At 33.0% G+C, this 18,647-nt stretch carries 19 protein-coding genes; all 19 read left to right on the forward strand.

The features are described from left to right. Nucleotides 1-13: 13 nt before the first annotated feature. The 19 genes from rfbB to pseC all read left to right on the forward strand — a co-directional run bounded on the left by rfbB (nucleotide 14) and on the right by pseC (nucleotide 18,622). Nucleotides 14-1,048, forward strand: coding sequence for a dTDP-glucose 4,6-dehydratase (gene rfbB / locus C1N55_RS04665; RefSeq protein ID WP_137727734.1), 1,035 nt, complete (start codon nucleotides 14-16; stop codon nucleotides 1,046-1,048). Nucleotides 1,049-1,083: 35 nt separating this feature from the next. Beyond that, entirely contained in the window at nucleotides 1,084-2,115 is a 1,032-nt protein-coding gene (locus C1N55_RS04670) for a TylF/MycF/NovP-related O-methyltransferase (RefSeq protein WP_137727735.1), read from the forward strand. A gap of 9 nt (nucleotides 2,116-2,124) precedes the next feature. Further along, a complete protein-coding gene (locus C1N55_RS04675) occupies nucleotides 2,125-3,309 on the forward strand; it encodes a glycosyltransferase (protein WP_137727736.1) in 1,185 nt (394 codons plus the stop codon). Nucleotides 3,310-3,345: 36 nt separating this feature from the next. Further along, nucleotides 3,346-4,611: an ATP-grasp domain-containing protein gene (locus tag C1N55_RS04680; RefSeq protein ID WP_137727737.1), complete on the forward strand. Its 1,266-nt coding sequence runs from the start codon at nucleotides 3,346-3,348 to the stop codon at nucleotides 4,609-4,611. Between the two features lie 31 nt (nucleotides 4,612-4,642). Further along, nucleotides 4,643-5,929, forward strand: coding sequence for a sulfatase-like hydrolase/transferase (locus C1N55_RS04685; RefSeq protein ID WP_168193804.1), 1,287 nt, complete (start codon nucleotides 4,643-4,645; stop codon nucleotides 5,927-5,929). Between the two features lie 91 nt (nucleotides 5,930-6,020). Further along, on the forward strand, nucleotides 6,021-6,416 hold the full coding sequence (gene tagD / locus C1N55_RS04690) for a glycerol-3-phosphate cytidylyltransferase (protein ID WP_137727739.1): 396 nt from the start codon (nucleotides 6,021-6,023) through the stop codon (nucleotides 6,414-6,416). Between the two features lie 19 nt (nucleotides 6,417-6,435). After that, a complete protein-coding gene (locus tag C1N55_RS04695) occupies nucleotides 6,436-7,314 on the forward strand; it encodes a LicD family protein (RefSeq protein ID WP_137727740.1) in 879 nt (292 codons plus the stop codon). Next, on the forward strand, nucleotides 7,311-8,057 hold the full coding sequence (locus tag C1N55_RS04700) for an SDR family NAD(P)-dependent oxidoreductase (protein ID WP_137727741.1): 747 nt from the start codon (nucleotides 7,311-7,313) through the stop codon (nucleotides 8,055-8,057). The genes C1N55_RS04695 and C1N55_RS04700 overlap by 4 nt, the downstream gene beginning before the upstream one ends. 28 nt (nucleotides 8,058-8,085) lie before the next feature. Next, nucleotides 8,086-8,625, forward strand: coding sequence for a UDP-4-amino-4,6-dideoxy-N-acetyl-beta-L-altrosamine N-acetyltransferase (pseH, locus tag C1N55_RS04705; RefSeq protein ID WP_137727742.1), 540 nt, complete (start codon nucleotides 8,086-8,088; stop codon nucleotides 8,623-8,625). 65 nt (nucleotides 8,626-8,690) lie between these two features. Continuing rightward, nucleotides 8,691-8,927 carry an acyl carrier protein gene (locus C1N55_RS04710; RefSeq protein ID WP_137727743.1) on the forward strand — a complete coding sequence of 79 codons (237 nt, stop codon included), beginning with the start codon at nucleotides 8,691-8,693 and terminating at the stop codon, nucleotides 8,925-8,927. A gap of 53 nt (nucleotides 8,928-8,980) precedes the next feature. Continuing rightward, nucleotides 8,981-10,330: an AMP-binding protein gene (locus tag C1N55_RS04715; protein ID WP_137727744.1), complete on the forward strand. Its 1,350-nt coding sequence runs from the start codon at nucleotides 8,981-8,983 to the stop codon at nucleotides 10,328-10,330. Further along, complete coding sequence (locus C1N55_RS04720; RefSeq protein WP_137727745.1) at nucleotides 10,327-11,388, forward strand: LuxE/PaaK family acyltransferase; 1,062 nt, start codon at nucleotides 10,327-10,329, stop codon at nucleotides 11,386-11,388. The genes C1N55_RS04715 and C1N55_RS04720 overlap by 4 nt, the downstream gene beginning before the upstream one ends. Next, nucleotides 11,385-12,575: an acyl-CoA reductase gene (locus tag C1N55_RS04725; RefSeq protein ID WP_137727746.1), complete on the forward strand. Its 1,191-nt coding sequence runs from the start codon at nucleotides 11,385-11,387 to the stop codon at nucleotides 12,573-12,575. The genes C1N55_RS04720 and C1N55_RS04725 overlap by 4 nt, the downstream gene beginning before the upstream one ends. Before the next feature lie 15 nt (nucleotides 12,576-12,590). Further along, entirely contained in the window at nucleotides 12,591-13,313 is a 723-nt protein-coding gene (locus C1N55_RS04730) for a cytidylyltransferase domain-containing protein (RefSeq protein WP_137727747.1), read from the forward strand. 15 nt (nucleotides 13,314-13,328) lie between these two features. Further along, the gene (pseG, locus tag C1N55_RS04735; protein ID WP_255502536.1) at nucleotides 13,329-14,297 is read left to right on the forward strand and encodes a UDP-2,4-diacetamido-2,4,6-trideoxy-beta-L-altropyranose hydrolase; all 969 of its coding nucleotides are present in this window, start codon (nucleotides 13,329-13,331) and stop codon (nucleotides 14,295-14,297) included. Further along, nucleotides 14,294-15,340, forward strand: coding sequence for a pseudaminic acid synthase (gene pseI, locus C1N55_RS04740; RefSeq protein WP_137727749.1), 1,047 nt, complete (start codon nucleotides 14,294-14,296; stop codon nucleotides 15,338-15,340). The genes pseG and pseI overlap by 4 nt, the downstream gene beginning before the upstream one ends. After that, nucleotides 15,340-16,680 carry a DUF4910 domain-containing protein gene (locus C1N55_RS04745; protein WP_240758461.1) on the forward strand — a complete coding sequence of 447 codons (1,341 nt, stop codon included), beginning with the start codon at nucleotides 15,340-15,342 and terminating at the stop codon, nucleotides 16,678-16,680. Before pseI ends, C1N55_RS04745 begins: the two co-directional genes overlap by 1 nt. After that, the gene (locus tag C1N55_RS04750; RefSeq protein WP_137727750.1) at nucleotides 16,680-17,486 is read left to right on the forward strand and encodes a formyltransferase family protein; all 807 of its coding nucleotides are present in this window, start codon (nucleotides 16,680-16,682) and stop codon (nucleotides 17,484-17,486) included. The genes C1N55_RS04745 and C1N55_RS04750 overlap by 1 nt, the downstream gene beginning before the upstream one ends. A 2-nt stretch (nucleotides 17,487-17,488) precedes the next feature. Next, nucleotides 17,489-18,622, forward strand: a complete 1,134-nt coding sequence (gene pseC / locus C1N55_RS04755; protein WP_137727751.1) for a UDP-4-amino-4,6-dideoxy-N-acetyl-beta-L-altrosamine transaminase — start codon at nucleotides 17,489-17,491, stop codon at nucleotides 18,620-18,622. Nucleotides 18,623-18,647 lie beyond the last annotated feature (25 nt).

Here is an 18,647-nt window from a genome sequence, read left to right on the forward strand (position 1 = left end):
GGGAGAAAAGATTATGAATTTGTTAGTTACTGGTGGGGCCGGTTTTATCGGTTCAAACTTCATTATATATATGCTAAATAAATTTCCGAAATATAAGATAGTTAATCTAGATTTACTTACTTATGCTGGGAATTTAGAAAATTTAAAGGCTGTCGAAAAACATCCTAATTATGAGTTTGTAAAAGGAAATATTTGTAATAGGGAATTAGTTGAATACTTATTTTCGAAATATGAATTCCAAGGAGTAATTCATTTTGCAGCAGAATCACATGTAGATAATTCTATTAAAAATCCCAGTGCATTTGTTGAAACCAATGTATTAGGAACATTTACCGTACTTGATGTTGCTCGAAATACTTGGTTAGATAAGCAAAATGAAGTGAAAGAAAAATACAAAAATGCTAGATTTCATCATATTTCAACCGATGAAGTATATGGGACTCTAGGTGAAGGCGGATACTTTACTGAGGATTCACCATATGCACCAAATAGTCCATATTCAGCAAGTAAAGCTGCTTCGGATATGTTAGTAAGAAGTTATTATCATACCTATGGATTAAATGTTGTTACAACTAATTGTTCCAATAATTTCGGACCAAACCAACATGATGAAAAATTGATTCCGACTATTATAAGAAAGGCATTAGCCTTTGAATCGATTCCCATTTATGGAGAAGGGTTAAATGTTAGGGATTGGTTATTTGTAGAGGACCATTGTAGAGCAATTGATTTAGTTTTTCATGATGGAAAATCAGGTGAGACCTATTTGATAGGTGCGGATAATGAGAGAACTAATTTAGATTTAGTTAATGAAATATGTGAAATATTAGATGAAAAGTTACAACTTAAATTAAAAGAAAAAGAGATGAATTCTTTCAAGCAACTAATTACTTTCGTTGACGATAGACCAGGACATGATTTTAGATATGCTATTGATTTTTCAAAAATAAATCTAGAATTAGGTTTTACTGTATCAAGTTCGAAAGAAAATTTAAGTAAATTAATTGGACAAATTATTACAAGGACATATAGCTTACGTTTAAATTAGAATGTTTTAAATGATTTTTCCTTGGGGGAATTTTTTTGACAAAAATTATTATTTTTGGTGGTAAAAATGGATATGAAATCCTAGAACAGTCAATTGATAATGAAAAATTGGAAATTATTGCATTTATTAATAATGATTCAAAATTAAATAAAACTAAAATGTATGATATTCCAGTTTATCTAGTAGAAGAAGGAATAAAATTGGAATCTGATTTTATAGTTATAGCAAGCATAACTTATCAGAATCAAATGCTAGATCAATTATTAGAGTTAGGTGTACCCTACTCTAAGATTGTACTACCCCAATTCCTTTATAGAAAAAAAGCTGGTGAAGTAATAGGTGATCAGTTTAATCAATATCAAAAAGAAATTGCAATTTTCAAGGATGAGTTTGCTACGCTTAATCAAGACTATGCAACTGTTTTTATGAATAGAAAAATAGAAAAACCAAAAATTAATTATATGGACTATCCGGATTATTTATTAAAAGGAATTGATTATGTAAGAGTTAGTACTCTGGATTTACTATCAAGAGAAATAATCAATAATAATATTGAGGGATCTATTGCAGAATTAGGAGTTTATCAAGGTGACTTTTCTAAACTTTTAGGCGACTTATTTCCAAACAGAGAGTTATTACTATTCGATACATTCGAAGGATTTTCAAAAAAAGATACAGAAATTGAAATGAAGTATGGTTATTCACCAGCGAAAGTGAATTGGCTAAATGATACAAACGAAGAAATTGTTCTAAGTAAAGTTTCCAACAAAGAACGCGTACAAATCGTTAAAGGATATTTTCCTGATTCAACTATTCAAGTTGAAGATAAAAAATATGCACTAGTAAGTATAGATGTTGATTTGTATAATCCAATTTTAAGTGGTTTAGAATATTTTTACGATAGATTATCAGTTGGTGGTTATATTATAGTACATGACTATAATTTCCCACATTATAGTGGCGTAAAAGCAGCTGTAAAAGAATTCACCGAAAAAAATGGGATATATAGTGTACCAATAGTCGATCATCATGGTAGTACAATTATTGTTAAAAATAAAAATAGGTAAGGTAAATTTATGTATCCAAAAGTTAGTGTTGCTCTTATAACTTATAACCATGAAAAATATATTAGACAGGCTATAGAAGGTGTTTTAATCCAAACTTATAGAAATATTGAAATTGTTGTCGCTGACGACTGTTCAACAGATAGAACAATGGAAATAGTTTTGGAATATAAAGAGAAATATCCTGAAATATTTAAAATACTAAAAACTGAAGCGAATTTAGGACCTGCAAAAAATTTTAGAAAATTACTCCATGCTTGTGACGGTGATTATATTGCTTTATTAGATGGAGATGATTTTTGGGTAGATCCAGAGAAACTCGAAATTCAAGTTAATTTCTTGGTGAAAAATCATGACTATGCTTTATGTTTCCACCAAGCTAGAATATTAAAGTTAAATAGAGAGGCTGCATTCGGAGAGTTTATACCTCCTAAAAGAGAAACCACCCCGTTGGAATATAATATAGAAGATGTAATGAATGATCTATTCATGCCAACAGCATCGGTCGTTTATCGAAACGGATATTATAAAGAGATACCGGAATGGTTTGAAGAACTAATAGTGTGTGATAAACCCCTACATTTAATAAATTTGATTAATGGAAAAGTTAAATATATCAATAAGTGTATGTGTGTATATAGAGTACATGATGATGGTATCTGGTCTACAAAAAGAAAGTTAAACACTATTAAATTTGATAGAAATAAGGTTAAAATGCTTCAATATTTTAATGACTATTCAAATGCAAAATTCAATGAAATGGTATATAAAGCAATAAAAAAATGTGAGTTTAGAATTTTGTTAAATAGTATTAAAACGCTAGTTGAAAAAGATGACTTTTACATAAATATCGAAGAAGTTAATATAGTAGGGAAAAAAATCCGAAATTTTTTGAAAGATAAAAAAGTCTATGTATTTGGCACTGGAACTGCAGGACTGAATGTTAAGGAATTATTAGATTATATTCAGATACCAATCGTTTCTTTTATAGATAATGACCTAAGCAAAAAGGGTAAGAAAATAGATGGTATAATACCTATAGATAGTATAGAAGAAATTGATTCGACTCAAGATATATACATCATTGTAGGAAGTATGTATTATGAGGAAATTAGCCGACAACTAGTTGATTTAGGTTTCTTAGAAAATAGACAATTTACAATGTATTTGGATTTATTGATTACAATAGATAATTAAATAAACTCACATATTATTAATTTTAAGAGGGTACTTATGAAAAAAAATATTTTAGTTTTCCCCTGTGGTTCAGAAATCGGTTTGGAAATATATAGAAGTTTAAGTTTCGAAAAGAATATTGTTTTATTTGGTGGTTCCAGTGTTAATAGTGATCCTGGAAAAATGTTTTATGAAAATTATTATGATGGTTTTCCATATGTAAATGACGACAATTTTATCAGTTATTTAAATGAATTTATCGAGAATCATAATATTGATATTCTTTACCCAGCAATGGATTCTGTTATTCTAAAAGTTTCTGAACATAAAGATTCCATAAATTGTAAAGTGATATGTTCCCCTAAGGGTACTGTAGAAATTTGTATGAGTAAACTAAAAAGCTATAAGTATTTTGAGGGAAAATTTAATACCCCTACAATTTATAATAATTCTTCAAATATGATTTTTCCACTTTTCACAAAGCCAGATATTGGTTATGGGAGTAGGAATACAGCGATAGTATCCAATCAAGAAGAATTATTTTATTATCAAACAAAGTTACCAAATAATTTGTTACTAGAATATCTTCCAGGGAAAGAATTTACAATTGATTGTTTTTCAAACTTTCATGGTGAATTAATTTTTATTGGAGCTAGAGAAAGAAAACGTATAGTAAATGGTATAAGTGCCAGTGCCGTACCCGTTGAAAGTGATAAGTTTAATGAGATTGCAAATATTATAAACGATAATTTGAAATTTAACGGTGCATGGTTCTTTCAGGTAAAGGAGGATCATACTGGTGAGTTGTGTTTACTTGAAATTGCTCCAAGAATTGCTGGAGTAAGTGGTCTTTATAGAAACTTAGGGATAAATTTGCCTTTATTAAATATTATAAATTTAGAAAATATAGAGATTGAAGTGTTAAAAAATAAATTTAATATTGAATTAGAAAAATCATTTGTATCTAATTTTAAAATTAATTATACGTATGAACATGTATACATTGATTTTGATGATACTCTAATAATTAACTCAAAAGTTAATCTCAATGCAATTAATTTTATCTATAAAAGTATCAATGATGGATGCAAAATTCATTTGATAACTAGGCATCTTGGAGATTTACATCAGGAAATAAGAAAGTATAGACTAGAAAACTTATTTGATGAAATAATTTGGCTAAAAGACGGTCAATTAAAATCAGATTATATTAAGCATAATAAAGGTATATTTATCGATGATGCTTATAGTGAACGTAAGGATGTTTTCCAAAATAGTAATATTCCTGTTTTTTCTGTAGATGCTATAGAATGTCTTTTATAGAAAATGGCTAAAGTTAATTATGGAGGATAATATGAAAAAAAATCTAGTAGTTATTCATATGGAAAGTTTATCAAATCAAATTTTGTTTCAAGAAATGAATAATCTAAAGTACTTTATGAAAATGAAGAGTGAATCAATTGACTTCCCAAATTTTATGTCCAGTGCTTCTTCTTCAATTATGGCTTTTACAGACTTCTTTTATGGAAATGATTGGGAATTAGATTTAACTACAAATTTTGAAAACGACTTTAAAATAGCAAAAAAAGATAAAAATCTCTTCACTATACTACACTCAGAAGGATACTATGCAAAAGGTATTGCCTATCCTAAACCATGGAAAGATGAGGTAAATACATACGATATTTGGGATGTTCCTAATAACATTTATGATTATTCTAGCTCAAATGAAGAAGAATTCTACCATAATATTTTTAATGCAATGGAAAATGCAAAAAAACAAGAATTACCTCTTGCATTACATGTTTGGGATATAAGAAGTCATTTATATTATACCGATGAATTGAAAGAAAAAGGAAAAAACTTTTTTGAAAGAAGAAGTTTAGGCTACCAGAGTATTGATAGAACATTTAAGAATGTAGTCAAATATTTGGATGAGTTGGACATGCTCGATAATACAATAATTGTTGCCTATGGAGATCATGGTGACGAATTTTGGTCCCATTCGCTAAATGGTGGATTTTGCCACTCAATGGAACCTTATAGTACTCTAGTTCATACACCATGTTTTGTATATGACAAAACTATAAAACCTAGTGTTAATAAAAACCTTGTTTCACTTATTGATTTGAAATGGATTATTTTAGATTTATTAAATATTAATTATAATAATAAATTTGATGATATTGGATGTAATGCCTTGCAAATAGAGCGTGAATTTGTTTTTTCAAGAAACTTACTAGCCAATCAAACATCAAAATACAACGGCGTATTAAGAAAATCATATAGTGTAACTAATAAAGATTATCATTTAATTATTAGTCCTCTTGGTTTGGAGTTCTATATGTATAAAGTGGACCCTCATAATACATTTAATCTGTTATCATTTTTTGCAATAGATAATAATGCAGAGATATTAGATTTTGATAATAGAGGAGCATGGCATACACACTTTAGAAATGTTATGAGAAATGACCAAATTGAAGATATAAAAGAGAACTTTAAAATTATGTATAAAGAACTATTGAGATATGTAAATAAGAAAAATCAATATGTTTTAGATAATAATGGTACCAATATTCTAAAGCACATTAATTTTAGAAAGATTAAAGAACAAGGGAACTACCAGTGGAATGCATAGAGTTAAAGATGATATTTGTCAAGATAGATTGTGGTATACAAAAGTTGATTCTATGATCACTAACAATATTTAAGCAAGGGAGAAATGCAACCTGATAAAGGTAATTACTTATGGGACATTTGATTTGTTACATCTGGGCCATATAAGATTGTTGGAGAGAGCAAAAGCTTTAGGTGACCATTTAACAGTAGGTTTATCTACCGATGAATTCAATGAGGTGAAAGGTAAAAAAGCTTATCATTCCTATGAGGATAGGAAATATTTATTAGAATCTATTAAATATGTTGATGAAGTGATACCAGAGAATTCCTGGGAACAAAAACAATTTGATATTGACTTAAAAAAGATTAATGTTTTTGTAATGGGGGATGATTGGGAAGGTAAATTTGATGATTTAGCTAAGTATTGCAAAATTATCTATTTGCCTAGAACAGAGGACGTATCAACAACTAAAATAAAGGAAGATTTAAAATACGGAATATACTAACAAATAAAGGGAAATAACAATGAAATGTAATATACTACTCTTTGGAGCAAGTCTAGGTGGGCAAAACTTTATCAAAAACCATATAAATGACTATAATTTCTTAGCCATAATAGATAACGATGAGCAAAAGCACGGAAAATTACTGAGCAATATAGAAATAATTAGTCCTAGATCTATTCATAATTATAATTTTGACAAAATCATTGTTACCAGCATGTATGTAGATTCGATTTCGAAGCAGTTAGCTGAATTGGGAATCCCAGAACAAAGAATAGAATTTGCTTCCAAAAATTCCATGAAGGTTGATGAATTGCCATTTGAAAACCCGGCAATCTTAGAAAAGACCAATCAGTTAATCACCGAGATATCGAAGTCGCTTAACAGAATTCCACATTTCTATACTTTTGGCACATTATTAGGAATAGCCAGAGATGGCAGACTAATTCCATGGGATGATGACATTGATATCGCTATCTTTGGTTCTGATAGACAGAAAGTACAGGAAGCATTAATAAATTCTATTAAAAATTTTGAAGCAATATTTGACCTTAAATTATATTTGAGAACTTATTCAAATGGTAAACCTGCATCAATAACGATAGATTGTATAGAAAATGGTCGAAAGGTATTTATGGTAAACTTTGATTGTATGACTCTTGATGGTGAAATGGTTAAGCAAGAGTTGAATGATACTCCAGCAAAGTTTTTTGAGGGATATGATGAGTTATCTTTTGAAGGTATTAAAATAAATGTCCCGAAAGATTATAAAGGCTATTTGGATTACACGTATGGTGATTGGCATATTGTAAAGAAAAATACAAGTTTCGCAGATAACACTATTTCATTTAGAGAACCTTTATATAGCTGTACTATAGAAACAATTTATGAAAGTAAGTGAGAACATTGAGTAATAAGTCAATTTTTATCACCGGTGCAACCCGAGGTATCGGATTTGCAACAGCTATTCAAGCAGCCAAGCAAGGATGGACAATAATCATCAATGGTCGTGAAGAAGAACGGTTAGACGAAGTGAAAAAAGAATTAGAATCTAATTATGAAGTAGATGTACATATGTTAAATTATGATGTTACTGATATTGATTCTATAAAAAAGGCATTTCTTTGGATCAAAAAAAATGTCGGGCATCTCGATGTATTGGTCAATAATGCAGGGGTTTTAGATGATGCTCTACTCGGCATGGTAAATGAAAAGCAAGTTTCGAACACGTTTGCTGTAAATATCGAAGCTGTCATTTATCATATGCAATATGCTTCCAGATTAATGATGAAGCAGAAATCTGGATCCATTATTAACGTAAGTTCCATTATTGGACGAACTGGCAATGCGGGGCAAACTGTTTATGGGGCTAGTAAGTCAGCTGTCATTGGCGCAACGTACTCGGCTGCTAAGGAACTGGCTCCTTACAATATTCGTGTAAATGCAGTGGCACCTGGATTTATTGAAACAGATATGACAAAGCAGCTCTCACAGGAAAAGTTTGAGCAACGATTATCCGAGATTAAAATGGGACGTATCGGTAAACCAGAAGAAGTAGCTAATACTGTTTTATTTTTAGCTTCTGATTTATCTTCGTATGTTACTGGGCAAGTTATAGGTGTAGATGGAGGCATGGTGATTTAACCATGCCTTTCACATTAGAGGTGAAAAAATGATAACATTTAAAAAGCTTGAAGAATCCGATTTAGAGCAAGTTCTAGAATGGCGTACAAGTGAGCATGTTACACAGTTTATGTATACAGATGTTGAAAAGAATATGGATAATCAGCGAAAGTGGTTTGAAAAAATAGCAAAAGATGATACGCAATACTATTGGATTATTCAATATAAAGGAAAAGCGATTGGGTTAATTTCTTTGAACGAAATTGACCGACTTCATCGAAAAGCTACATTTGGATATTATATTGGTGATTTGACATATTCTATCATAGCTGGTCGTATCCATCCCTATCTATATAATTTCGTGTTTAATGACCTTCAATTAAATAAGGTGTACGCAGAGGTCATGGAAGGTAATGATGGTATGATGAAAATGCATTTGCACTATGGTTTTACACATGCAGCAACGTTTAAAGAACATGTTTTTAAAAACGGAAAATTTTATAATGTAGAATATTTTGAATTGCTTTCTTCGACATGGGAAAATGAATGCAAGAAATTTCATATATTAAGGGCAGAGTTTCTTTTATAAACATTGAATAATTTTTATTTCCATCCGATAATAATAGTAACAGATTAGTTAGGTAGGGATATTTTATGAATGAACAAAAATTACGTACGATTTTTGCGGAAAGCTTAGGCATTGAAGAATCCAATGTAACAGAGGATTTAACATATAATTCGATTCCTGAATGGGATTCTATCGCACATATGGCATTGATTGCTGAAATTGATGATCAATTTGATACAATGCTTGATACTGAAGATGTTTTAGAAATGAGTACTTTTGCGAAGGCAAAAGAAATCTTAGCAAAATATGATGTTGAATTTTAAAGAAAGGGTGTGGTATTTATACCATACCTTTTTCCATTGAGAGGTGGAATTAGATGAGTTTTCAAAATATTGGAGTATCTGAAAAAATCGCAGTTATTACTGAAGACCAGCAATATACATATAAAGAGTTAAATGATATGGTACAACAATTCAATTTCTCAAGTGATGATAAAAAGTTAGTGTTATTGCTTTGTAAGAATACTATTGAAATATTAAGTGCTTATCTTTCAGCATTAAATCATCAACATGCCGTTATGTTAATGAGTGCGGACACTAACCCGGAGTTACTTAAATCAATTGTTAATGAATACAAGCCCTATTGGATTGTTGGTACATATCCATTTGATGGTTATTGTCAAAATGGTCTAATTCAAGAGAGGGTTAGTCCTTCCAATATTTTTATTCATAAAGATCTTGCAATTTTACTTAGTACTTCCGGTACGACAGGAAGCCAGAAATTTGTCCGATTGTCTTATGAAAATCTACAATCGAATGCTGAAGCAATTGTAGAATATTTAAACATTGATGAAAATGAAAGAGCCATTATGAATTTACCAATGTCTTATTCATACGGTCTTTCAATTATAAATAGTCACCTGCAGGCAAAAGCTAGTATCCTTTTAACTGAAGAAAGTGTCATGTCTAAAACGTTTTGGCAGTTTATACAGGAACAGCAGGCAACTTCATTGGCAGGGGTCCCATTTACTTATCAAATGTTGCAACGTATTGGTTTTTTGAAAATGAATTTGCCGCATTTAAAAACTTTGACACAGGCTGGTGGCCGCTTAAAGGAAAAGCTAGTAAAACTTTTTGCACAATATGCTAAAGAACAAAATAAGAGATTTTTTGTTATGTATGGCCAAACTGAAGCCTCTCCTCGAATGTCATATATTCCTTCAGAAAGAGTACTTGAAAAGGCTGGTTCTATAGGAATTGCAATTCCTGGTGGAGACTTGTCTATAGATTCACAAACCGGTGAGTTAATTTATAAAGGACCAAACGTCATGATGGGTTATGCCAAATGTTTAGAGGACCTTGAAAAAGGCGATGAAATGAACGGAATTCTTCATACTGGTGATACTGCAACATTAGATCAGGATGATTATTTTATCATTACTGGCCGAATGAAAAGATTTATAAAATTATTTGGTTTACGGATTAATTTAGATGAAGTTGAGAAAAAATTGGAGTCAGAAGTCCATACATCCATTGCCTGTACTGGTAATGATGATAAATTGATTATCGCTATAGAAAATGATGAGTATGTAACGAAAGTAAAGGCTTCTGTCGAACAATACTATAAATTGCATAAAACTGCCTATAAAGTGATAGTTCTTGAAGTGATTCCGCGTTTTGAAAGTGGAAAGGTTGATTACGTTACATTAAAGGAGCGATGCTTATGACAATTCCTTATCATTTAACAAAAGCTGAAAAAGCCCCTTTATTGCTAGAGAAATTAAATGCATTAACAGAGTTGCATTTTGAACGAAGTTCCGAATATCGTTCGATGATTGAAAAAGGTGGATATCCAACCACTGCGAATAATTTAGAGGAAGTGCCATATTTACCTGTTCAATTATTCAAATTAATGGATTTAGTCTCTGTACCAAAAGAAGAAGTTATAAAAGTCTTAACCTCAAGTGGGACAACGGGACAACAAGTTTCTAAAATTTATTTAGATAAAGAAACATCATTTGCTCAAACGAAAACACTGGTAGAGGTAATGAAGCCTCTACTAGGTGGTAAACGACTGCCGATGATTATTTTAGATACAAAATCTGTATTGAATGACAGAAAATCTTTTAGTGCTAGGGGTGCTGGAATATTAGGCTTTTCAAATTTCGGACGTAAGCATTTCTATGCACTAAATGATGATATGAGCTTAGATGTCGAAGGATTGAAAGCTTATCTAGACGAGTATAAAGGTCAACGAATTTTATTATTTGGATTCACATTTATGATTTGGCAATACGTTTATAGAGAATCATTAAAACAAGGAATTAACCTTGATTTTGGCGATAGTATTTTAATTCACGGTGGTGGTTGGAAAAAGTTAAAAGATGAAGCTGTTGATTCGACTACCTTTAATCGACTTCTTCATGATCAGCTCGGTATTCGTGAAGTGCATAACTACTATGGCATGGTGGAACAGGTTGGCTCCATTTTTGTGGAGTGTTCAAATGGTCATTTACATACACCTCAGTTTGCAGATGTAATCATTCGGGATACGTTAACATTTGAACCTCTTCCAAATGGACAGCAAGGATTAATACAGGTGCTTAGTGAACTACCAAAAAGCTACCCTGGACATTCACTTTTAACTGAAGATCTGGGGACGATTAAGGGAGAAGACGATTGTCCATGTGGCTGGAAGGGAAAATTTTTTACTGTTGCAGGACGTATCCCAAAAGCAGAATTGCGAGGTTGCAGTGATACATTTCAAGGAGGGAAAAGGGTGTGAAACTATTCTGGCCAAAAGATATTGGCTTTGACCAAGCAGTAGAACTTATGAGAAGTAAAGATACTTTTACACCTTTTGATGAGGAAGTTCTACTCTTCACGAAAGCATTATCAAAGAGTCTTGTTAGAATGCGTCAAATGCCGGAAGTGGTTGCGTTAGGCTACTGGTTGAGAAAAGCTAATATCCAGGATATGAAGAAGAAATGGGAGGAACAAAATAAAGACAGACTCATTAAACCACGTGGAATAGTTTTTCATATTGCCCCTTCCAATGTGGATACAATCTTTGTTTATTCCTGGATGTTGTCATTACTTGCTGGTAATAGAAACATTATTCGTATATCTAGCAAGGAACAAAAGAATGAACTACTAGATTTAATTTTAACGGAAATTGCAAAACCTGAATTTGAAAATATCGCAAAACAGACGATAATATGTACATATAATTATGAGGAAAATATCGGAGAGCAGATTAGTGAAATCTGTCATACTCGTGTTATTTGGGGCGGTAACGATACGGTCAAAACAATTCGCCAAATCCCACTGAATCCTATGGCAAATGAACTTGCATTTCCAGATCGCTTCTCGTTAGCGGCCTTATCGGCGGAAGCTGTGATGAATATGAATGACAATGACTTAGATGAGTTACTCGAAAAATTTTATAATGATGTATTTTGGTTTGATCAAATGGCATGTTCTTCTCCAAGACTTGTTGTATGGTGTGGAAAACAAATAGAAAAGGCAAAATCGCGTTTTTGGTCTGCTTTTGAGAACAAAATTCAAAAAAAACAATACGAATTAACGGCTGCTTCACAAGTTTTGAAATATACAACAAGTTTATGGTTGGCTACGGAATCTGAAGTGAAACACATTGAAAACAGTAAGTATTTTTCTCGGATACAAGTTACCGACTTGCCATTAGAAGCACGTGAACGTCACTGTGGCGGCGGTTTATTTTATGAATATGAAATTGAGAGTTTACCTAATCTTTCAAAGGTAATTTTAGATAAAGATCAAACCTTAGCCTATTTTGGATTTACGCATTCAGAGCTAGAGTTACTTGTGAATTCAATTTCTTCTAGAGGTCTAGATCGCATTGTCCCTATTGGTCAAGCATTGAATTTTGATGGTGTATGGGACGGTCAGAGTTTTTTAAAATCATTTACTAGAGAAGTAGTCATTCTTTAAAAAAGGAAGAGAGATATGAAAATAATTTGTATCATTCAAGCACGAATGGGGTCCTCCCGTTTACCCGGCAAAATTTTAAAAGAGCTTGGAAATGTAGATGTACTAACATATGATGTGGAGCGCTGTAAACAAATAAAAGGGGTTAGTGAAGTCATTGTTGCTACTTCTACTTTGACTCAGGATGACCCTATAGCAGAGTGGTGTGAAGCACATCGTATCAATTATTTCAGAGGTTCAGAAGATGATGTATTAGACCGCTATGTTCAGTGTGCAAAGCAGTACAATCCAGAATACGTCATGCGCGTAACATCGGATTGTCCATTTGTAGACTATGAAATGGCTAGCGAGATAGTTTCATTAATGGCAAGAGAAAGAAAAGACATTGTGTTAGTAGACGGTGAACTTCCACGAGGACTTGCAGTAGAGCTTATTTCGTATAAAGCATTACTACGTATTCATGAGGTTGGTCAGGAAGCACGGCACCGTGAACATGTAACATATTATGCTTATGAATTTTCGAATGAATTTACTACTGCTACATATACAGTGCCTGAAAATCGTCTTGCTCCGGAATTTCGTATTACATTAGATACACCTGAGGATTATGAACTTCTTAAAATAGTGGCAGAGTATTTTGATAATCCACTAGTTTCAAGTATTGATGTAATCGAATATTTAAAAGAACATCCTGAAATTGCGAAAATTAATGCACATATTGAACAAAAGCCGGTGATTTAACTGAAAAAAGTCATTATACGTACAGGTGCATCCACTACTATTGGTAGTGGTCATGTCATGCGCTGCTTAACAATTGCGAAGAACTTAAAAAAACGAAATGTTAAAGTGAAATTCTGGATGAAAGAATTACCTGGGGATTTAATCGGTTATGTTAAACAAGAAGGTTTCGAAACTATTTCTAATGCTGAAAAAGCAGATATATACTTAATCGATCATTATCAGATCGATGCAGATTGGGAGAAAGAGCATCGACAATTTACTAACAAAATTGTTGTAATTGATGACTTGGCTAACCGTCCTCATGATTGCGATTTAATTTTAGATCAAAATGTTTTACCTAACTTTGAGTCTCGTTACGATGAATTGGTCCCTAAACATTGTATCCGACTACTTGGTCCCAAATACTTAATAATGCGGGATGAGTTTATTGAAGCTCGTCTAAATTTGAATGGAAGAAATAACCAAGTGGAAAGATTACTTGTGTTTATGGGGGGAAGTGACCCGACACATGAAACCACAAAAATTTTAAAGGCTTTAACTCAGTTGAAAGGTAGTTTTGGGCATATTGATGTTGTGATAGGAAACGGAAATATCCATAAAAAAGAAATTAAACAGATTTGTTTTGAGCAAGGATATGACTTTCATTGTCAAATAAATTATATGGCTAAATTAATGCAAAGGGCTGACTTCTCAATAGGTGCAGGAGGTTCAACAACATGGGAGCGATGCTTTGTAGGTCTTCCTTCTTCAAGTACAATTGTTGCTGAAAATCAAACCCTTACTACTAAATATGCAGATGAATTAGGTGCTGTTTTAAATTTAGGATGGCATGAAAAAGTAACAGTGAAAACATATGAAGCCCTACTATTAAAGCTGAAAAAACGGGAAATTGACATGAATCAATTAAGCAGGGTAGGACTAAACTTAACTGAGAATCCTTCCCCAAACCCGTGGATAGACGAAATAATGGAGTTGTTAACATGATAAAAATAGGACATAAAGAAATTGGTCGACACACAAAACCTTTTATAATTGCTGAAATGTCAGGAAATCATAATCAGTCTCTTGAGCGTGCTTTACATTTGGTGGACCTCGCTGCAGAGGCGGGAGTAGATGCTTTAAAACTACAAACTTATACACCAGATACGATTACCCTTGACGTACATACCGGTGAATTTTTCATCTCGAATGATGAAAATCTTTGGAAGGGGCAATCCCTCTATAATTTATATAAGGAAGCTTATACACCTTGGGAATGGCATGAAGCGATTTTTAATCGAGCTAAAGAACATAGTCTACTAGCATTCAGTTCGCCGTTTGATGAAACAGCGGTGGATTTTCTAGAAACATTGGATGTCCCCGCATATAAAATTGCATCATTTGAGAATGTTTCTATTCCATTAATTCGAAAAGTAGCGAAAACTGGCAAACCAATTATTATTTCCACTGGAATGGCTACAGCCGCAGAGTTGGATGAAGCCGTTCGTGCAGCCCGTTCAGAAGGTAATGATCAAATTATTTTATTAAAATGTACAAGTACCTATCCAGCAACTCCAACCAATTCTAACATTGCTACAGTTCCACACATGAAAGAGTTATTTGGAACCGAAGTTGGTTTATCAGATCATACGATGGGTGTAGGTGTATCAGTTGCTGCTGTTACTCTTGGTGCGACAGTGATTGAAAAACACTTTACAACTTCTCGTGCTGAGGGTGGAGTTGATTCCGCATTTTCGTTGGAGCCACATGAATTAAAAATGTTAGTTGAAGAAACAGAGCGTGCATGGCAAAGTATTGGACACGTAAACTATGGACCTACTAAAGTTGAAGTTCCTTCTCTAGAACATCGCCGTTCTTTGTACATTGCTCAAGATATAAAGGTTGGGGACATTTTAACAAAAGAGAATGTGCGTGATGTTCGTCCTGGGCTTGGACTTCCAACTAAATATTATGATTTGGTATTGGGAAAAGCTATTAAGAAGGATGTAACTAAGGGGACACCGCTAAGTTGGGAGTTATTATTGTGATGAATGAGTTAAAAGCAATGGATTCACTATTTGATCGTCTCTTTCCAATAATGCGCAGCATAACTGGAGAGGGTGTTCGAGAATCAATTCGTATCTTACAAGAATATATCCCGATCGAAATGGAAGGTGTAGAAACAGGAACACAGGTGTTTGATTGGGAGATTCCTAAAGAATGGGTGATTCGTGAAGCATGGATCAAAGATGAGAATGGAAATGAAATCATCAATATTAAAGATTTAAATCTCCATGTTGTCAACTACAGTGAACCAGTGGATATGTGGCTTTCTTTAGATGAATTAAAGCCACATATCCATACAATTCCAAAACTGCCTGATGCTGTTCCGTACGTTATTTCCTATTACAAGGAACGCTGGGGCTTCTGTATGAGTCAAAATCAATTGGATACATTACAAGAGGGTAAATATCATGTATATATAGATAGCGAAAAGATTGATGGGGAACTCAACTATGCTCACGTTGTTTTACCTGGAAAGTCAAAAAAGGAAGTACTAATAAGTACATATATTTGTCATCCCTCAATGGCAAATAATGAACTAAGTGGTCCTATTGTAGCTGCTTTCCTATATAACCGTTTAAAAAAATGGGAAAACCGCGAGCTAACATATCGCTTTGTATTTGTACCTGAAACAATAGGCTCTATTACTTATCTATACAAATATGGAAGACACCTAAAAGAGCAGCTATATTCTGGTGCAGTATTAACTTGTCTGGGTGGTAAAGACCATCAGCTAAGCTATAAAATGTCAAGGAATGGAAATTCCCCACTAAATAAGTTGATTCATTTTCTAAAGGAACAAGAAAATGATAGTATGCCAGTTCGACCCTTCACTCCCTTATTTGGATCGGATGAACGTCAATATTGTTCACCTGGCTTTAATTTACCAGTAGGTCAATTTTCTAAGATGGTTTATGGAAAATATGCCGGATACCATAATTCCTTAGATACTAAAGAGGTTATGTCAATAGAGGCATTATTAGATAGTGTTATTGAAATTGAAAGGTTACTAAAATTACAAGAGTTAAATGGCTATTATATAAACCTTAAACCTTTTGGGGAACCAAAATTAGGAAAATATGATTTGTACCCTGATATTAACGCACCTTCACTTAGAGGACGTTCAACAAACCATAAATTAGACAACCGCCAACAGTTAAATCAGATTTTAACAATCTTAAATTATTCCGACGGTAAACATGATTTGGCAGAACTATCTAAAACTTTAAACTATAAAATTGAAGATTATGAAGTATCAATTGAAGCTTTGAAAGAACATCAATTACTTGATGGTCCTTTCTATGAAGAAAGGGAGTTATTTTAATGAAAGTGCTTTTGTTGACGGGTTCTCATCCCAGACATCTTTATTTAGTAAATAAACTTGCTGAATTAAATATTATCGCAGCACATGTTATTGAAAAACGGGGTGCCTTTGTTCCTCAGCCACCATCTCATTTAGAAGGAATAGATAGAGAGAACTTTATTCGCCACTTCGCTGATAGGGATAGAGCAGAACATCATCATTTTGAAGGAAATGAAAATGTACTAGAAACTATACCTACTTTAGAAGTTTCACTGCAGGGGTTAAATAGTGTGGAAACGATTGAATGGGTGAGAAAACAAAGTTTTAATCTTGCTATAAGCTATGGTGTTCATAAGTTAAGTGATGAACTCTTAGAAGTGCTCCCTAAACACTCATGGAATATCCATGGAGGACTTTCCCCATGGTATAAAGGGAATACTACATTATTTTGGCCTTTCTTCATGCTTCGACCAAACTGGGCTGGTATGACAATACATCGTCTTTCTTCACGATTAGATGCTGGTGATATTATTCATCATTCAGTTCCACAGTTAGACTACGGTGATGGGTTACATGATGTTGCTTGTAAGGCAGTAAAACAGGTTGGAGCAGATTTAGCAAAAATTCTAAATGAAATCCCGCTAAATGAAATCCAGTATACACCACAAAAAGGCAATGGGAAGCTTTGGGTAGGATCAGATTGGCTTCCACAACATTTAAGGTTTGTCTATAATATTTATAATAATGATATTGTTGATCAATTCTTAGATGGTAAATTACCTAGAGTAGATCCACCAATTATATCTGCTTTTCAAAGAGGGGAATAGTTATGGAAAAGCTAACTGAGTTTTTGTCATACGGACGACAGGTAATAGATGAAGAAGATATTCAAGCAGTGATTGATACACTACGTTCTCCATTTTTAACGCAAGGTCCGAAAGTTATGGATTTTGAGCAGGCAATCGCTGAATATGTTGGAACAAAATATGCAGTAGCTTTTAGTAATGGAACAGCAGCGCTTCATGCAGCTTGTTATGCTGCCGGTATAACTGAAGGAGACGAAGTTATAACATCTCCAATTACATTCGCTGCGAGCGCAAATTGTGTACGGTATGTTGGAGGAACAGTTATATTTGCCGATATAGATCCCAAAACATATAATATTGATCCTATAGAAATAGAAAAAAATATTACTTCAAGAACTAAGGCCATCATTCCGGTAGATTTTACAGGTCAGCCTGCTAATATGGAAGAAATAATGGATATTGCCAAAAAGCATAATCTTATTGTGATTGAAGATGGTGCCCATTCCTTAGGAGCTGAATACAAAGGGAAGAAAGTCGGAACATTAGCTGATATGACGATGTTTAGTTTTCATCCTGTTAAGCCGGTTACAACTGCAGAAGGCGGTATCATAGTCACTGATAATATGGAATTCTATCAAAAACTTCAATTATTCCGTAGCCATGGAATTGAAAAAACTTCATTTGCGAATGAACAGGGCGATTGGTACTATGAAATGACGGATTTAGGTTACAATTACCGAATGACTGATATCCAGGCTGCACTCGGATTATCCCAGTTAAAAAAAATTGATAAGTTTATAGAACGAAGACATGAGATAGCTCAAATTTATAATGAAGCTTTCAAATACATACCTGAAATTAAAATCCCTATTCAATTAGAGGAAACCTATTCAGGATGGCATTTATATATGGTCCAGTTAAATACTGAACTTTCGAGAGAATATATTTTTAACAAGATGCGTGAAATGAATATTGGGGTACATGTACATTATATTCCAGTATACTGGCATCCTTATTATCAACAGCTAGGTTATAGGAAGGGATTATGCCCGATAGCTGAAAATTACTATCATAATGCTTTAACACTACCGATTCATCCGGGAATGACAGATGAACAAATAAAGGTAATTGTTTCTAATATGATAGAAATCCTTTAAATTTATTAAAAATAGCCGAAATAAA

Source organism: Lysinibacillus sp. SGAir0095, assembly GCF_005491425.1.
Lineage (GTDB): Bacteria > Bacillota > Bacilli > Bacillales_A > Planococcaceae > Ureibacillus.

Excerpts from the sequence above, each read along its gene's own strand:
- C1N55_RS04730 (WP_137727747.1), top strand. The coding sequence starts at position 12,591 with ATGAAAATAATTTGTATCATTCAAGCACGAATGGGGTCCTCCCGTTTA.
- pseC (WP_137727751.1), top strand. The coding sequence starts at position 17,489 with ATGGAAAAGCTAACTGAGTTTTTGTCATACGGACGACAGGTAATAGAT.
- C1N55_RS04720 (WP_137727745.1), top strand. The coding sequence starts at position 10,327 with ATGACAATTCCTTATCATTTAACAAAAGCTGAAAAAGCCCCTTTATTG.
- C1N55_RS04715 (WP_137727744.1), top strand. The coding sequence starts at position 8,981 with ATGAGTTTTCAAAATATTGGAGTATCTGAAAAAATCGCAGTTATTACT.
- C1N55_RS04745 (WP_240758461.1), top strand. The coding sequence starts at position 15,340 with ATGAATGAGTTAAAAGCAATGGATTCACTATTTGATCGTCTCTTTCCA.
- pseI (WP_137727749.1), top strand. The coding sequence starts at position 14,294 with ATGATAAAAATAGGACATAAAGAAATTGGTCGACACACAAAACCTTTT.
- rfbB (WP_137727734.1), top strand. The coding sequence starts at position 14 with ATGAATTTGTTAGTTACTGGTGGGGCCGGTTTTATCGGTTCAAACTTC.
- C1N55_RS04675 (WP_137727736.1), top strand. The coding sequence starts at position 2,125 with ATGTATCCAAAAGTTAGTGTTGCTCTTATAACTTATAACCATGAAAAA.
- pseH (WP_137727742.1), top strand. The coding sequence starts at position 8,086 with ATGATAACATTTAAAAAGCTTGAAGAATCCGATTTAGAGCAAGTTCTA.
- C1N55_RS04680 (WP_137727737.1), top strand. The coding sequence starts at position 3,346 with ATGAAAAAAAATATTTTAGTTTTCCCCTGTGGTTCAGAAATCGGTTTG.
- C1N55_RS04710 (WP_137727743.1), top strand. The coding sequence starts at position 8,691 with ATGAATGAACAAAAATTACGTACGATTTTTGCGGAAAGCTTAGGCATT.
- C1N55_RS04750 (WP_137727750.1), top strand. The coding sequence starts at position 16,680 with ATGAAAGTGCTTTTGTTGACGGGTTCTCATCCCAGACATCTTTATTTA.
- C1N55_RS04685 (WP_168193804.1), top strand. The coding sequence starts at position 4,643 with ATGAAAAAAAATCTAGTAGTTATTCATATGGAAAGTTTATCAAATCAA.
- C1N55_RS04695 (WP_137727740.1), top strand. The coding sequence starts at position 6,436 with ATGAAATGTAATATACTACTCTTTGGAGCAAGTCTAGGTGGGCAAAAC.